Genomic DNA, 2955 nt, shown 5'->3' with positions numbered 1-2955 from the left:
GTAACCCTGTAACCCTGTAACCCTGTAACCCTGTAACCCTGTAACCCTGTAACCCTGTAACCCTGTAACCCTGTAACCCTGTAACCCTGTAACCCTGTAACCCTGTAACCCTGTAACCCTGTAACCCTGTAACCCTTAGGGATTACACTGATTACAGTTCCTCCTTCAGACGCCTATCAAGTTGTAAGGAAAACGGATGAAGACCAAAACGTCGTATGGCCTGAATTGGATTGCTTTGGCGATTATTCTGCTTATCGCCGCCTTTTTCTGGCACCAGTCCCCACCAACCGGCCTCAGCGCTCCCGCCTGGCATTCCGCAGTGATTTTTGTCTCCACCATCGTCTCTATTGTGGCTAACGTGCTTCCCATTGGTGCCATCGGCATCATCAGCATGACGCTGTTTGCGCTGACGGCCGCCGCAGGCGATACCAGCGCCAGCGGCGCTATTCAAACCGCGTTAAGCGATCTGAACAGCTCCCTGATTTGGCTGATCGTCGTGGCATTTATGATCGCACGCGGCTTTATCAAAACCGGACTAGGCCGACGCATCGCATTACAGATGATCCGTCTGCTGGGAAAGAGGACGCTGGGGCTGGCCTACGGCTTGGCCTTCGCCGATCTGGTGTTGTCACCCGCCATGCCAAGCAATACGGCACGCTGCGGCGGTGTGATCTATCCAATTGCTGACTCACTGGCACGCAGTTTCGACTCTAAGCCGGAAGATGCCTCGCGCAGTAAGATCGGGACGTTTCTGGTGGTTTGCATCGGCAACGTCAACGATATTACCGCCGCGCTGTTTATGACCGCCTATACCGGCAACTTGCTGGCCGTAAAACTGGCTGCCAATGCCGGCGTGCACATTACCTGGGGCAGTTGGTTTCTGGCCGCCGTGGTGCCATGCATGATCTCCCTGATGATGGTTCCACCGCTGGTGCTGTGGCTGACCAAGCCGGAAATCCGCCACACGCCTGATGCACCTAAACTGGCGATAAGTGAACTGGAAAAAATGGGAACGATGGCGCGTGGTGAATGGCTGATGGCCTTTACCGTGCTGCTGCTGTTGGTACTGTGGATTTTTGGCGACACGTTGGGCGTAGACGCGACCACGGCGTCCTTTGTGGGCCTCTCTTTCCTGCTGTTGAGCGGCGTGCTGCGCTGGGAGGACATCAAAAGCGAAAAAGGGGCCTGGGATACGTTGATCTGGTTCGCAGCACTGCTGATGATGGCCAACCAGCTTAAAAAGCTGGGCTTCACCACCTGGTTTGGCGATCTGATTGGCAGCAGCGTCGGTCATTTGATGGCCGGAACCAGTTGGGTTCTGGTGTTACTGCTGCTGAACGCCGCCTACTTTTATACCCACTATTTCTTTGCCAGCGGCAATGCGCAGATTGCCGCGCTCTATGCCGTATTTCTCAGCGTGGGGATCAATTTAGGTATTCCGCCCGTGCCGATGGCGCTGATGCTGGCATTCACCAGCAGCCTGTACTGCTCTCTGACGCAATATACCCATGCGCGCGGCCCGATACTGTTCGGCGCAGGTTATGTGCCTACCGCCGTGTGGTGGCGCTCCGGGTTTATTATCAGTCTGGTGAATCAGGCGGTATTTATGGCCGCAGGATTGCTGTGGTGGAAAGTCGTCGGACTTTATTAGTTGAATTGCCTCCCTGCCACGTTGTGTGGCAGGGAACAGCTCCTAGTCGTGTATTCAATGAGTTGATGTAGCATCAAACGTAGTACTCGCGTTCAATGTAAGTACCGATGATCCTATCGTGCATTTCGGATGATTTTGAATATCCGAGCGTCTTGCGATTGAGCCGTTGCAATCGGTTACCCAGTGTCAGATGTACACGCTCAATACGCTGTGTATACAGCTTGCTAACAATGTGTTTTACTTTTGGAAGTTCGTCGTTGTAAGCCCTGTAGCTATCCGTGTTTGCATGACTGACGACGGTAACGCTGATGGCCACTTTTGCCATAACCGTGTTTTTTCACAGGAGATGTCTGTTCACAAAACGGGCATCTTACGTCAACTTTAGCCACTGTATTCCACATCCAAAACCGGACATTTCACACTGCAATCAACATATTGAATACACGACACAGCTCCTGAACAGCGCTATACCTCATCGCGTAATATTGAGGAGCATTCCTGTTGGTTGAGTTCACCCCGGCTACCCGCCACATCCAAGGCAACCTCCCCGTTGGGATGAATCGTTAAACCCAGCGCGACCGCCATCATAATCTCAGTTCCAGGCAGGGTAAGCAGTTCTTGTAGCGGTTTGCGCTCCTCGTCATCGGTTTGATGAATGCTCAAGCTAAACGCCATGTCCGAGGCGCAATCTATGCCTCCGACAAAAATAATCTTCCCACCATCAACCAACTCTGACTTGAGTTTCGCTAACCATCGGCTGGCGAGATCGGGTCGGCGATCGCCCACTGAACTTATCCCGTAAAACAAGCATCCACCGGTGATGTGCAGCAGTGTGCGCTGTTCATACCACTTTCCATTCCATTTCGACAGCACCGCCACCGCGCAGCAATGGGTCAGGTTGTGAGTGTGTAACACGGACGTTCTATCCGTGGCACATCCCACATTGCCCATTTCAACATTGATGCAGTTATCCGTGTGCCGATAATAATGAGGCGTATCGTTAATTGAGTTTACGTTCATGAAATTCCGTTTTATTTGTTAATACATTGAAAAAGCGGAATAAAATATCACGACACAGGGACTATACCCGTGATCATTGAAGATGCTTGATTTTACGCGGTAAGAAGATCATGCTCACCCACTATGAAGATATTTATTACCGACAAGGCTTTGTTGAATAAATCAGAACTTGTAACGACTGCGCCCCATACGGGTCGATTGTTACGTGATGCGAATACTGTTCGGCATTCCTAATAGCGTGATCCGGTTAAGCGCTTTGACCATGGCCATGGCTTCACCCACCT

At 51.7% G+C, this 2955-nt stretch carries 3 protein-coding genes and 2 pseudogenes; 2 read left to right on the top strand and 3 right to left on the bottom strand.

What is annotated here, in order from left to right; all coding sequences use genetic code 11:
• Positions 1 to 196: 196 nt before the first annotated feature.
• A complete protein-coding gene (locus QZ506_RS00890; RefSeq protein ID WP_291968400.1) occupies positions 197 to 1651 on the top strand; it encodes a DASS family sodium-coupled anion symporter in 1455 nt (484 codons plus the stop codon).
• 73 nt (positions 1652 to 1724) lie between these two features.
• Here QZ506_RS00890 and QZ506_RS00885 read toward each other — a convergent pair.
• Positions 1725 to 2040, bottom strand: a pseudogene (locus QZ506_RS00885) (IS1 family transposase).
• Between QZ506_RS00885 and QZ506_RS00880 the strand changes: the two are divergent.
• Complete coding sequence (locus QZ506_RS00880; protein ID WP_291968398.1) at positions 1960 to 2160, top strand: hypothetical protein; 201 nt, start codon at positions 1960 to 1962, stop codon at positions 2158 to 2160. The pseudogene QZ506_RS00885 and the gene QZ506_RS00880 overlap by 81 nt on opposite strands.
• Here the strand turns inward: QZ506_RS00880 and QZ506_RS00875 are convergent.
• Together QZ506_RS00875 and QZ506_RS00870 are read right to left on the bottom strand one after the other, a co-directional pair.
• Positions 2117 to 2530 carry a hypothetical protein gene (locus QZ506_RS00875; protein ID WP_291968396.1) on the bottom strand — a complete coding sequence of 138 codons (414 nt, stop codon included), beginning with the start codon at positions 2528 to 2530 and terminating at the stop codon, positions 2117 to 2119. The genes QZ506_RS00880 and QZ506_RS00875 overlap by 44 nt on opposite strands.
• A gap of 342 nt (positions 2531 to 2872) precedes the next feature.
• Positions 2873 to 2955: pseudogene (locus QZ506_RS00870) on the bottom strand (lipoprotein); the annotation flags it as partial.

The sequence above is a fragment of the Candidatus Symbiopectobacterium sp. genome, from assembly GCF_020054415.1.
Taxonomy (GTDB): Bacteria; Pseudomonadota; Gammaproteobacteria; order Enterobacterales; family Enterobacteriaceae; genus Symbiopectobacterium.
Note: the sequence above shows the minus strand (reverse complement) of the source record. Positions and strands in the feature narration are given on the sequence as shown.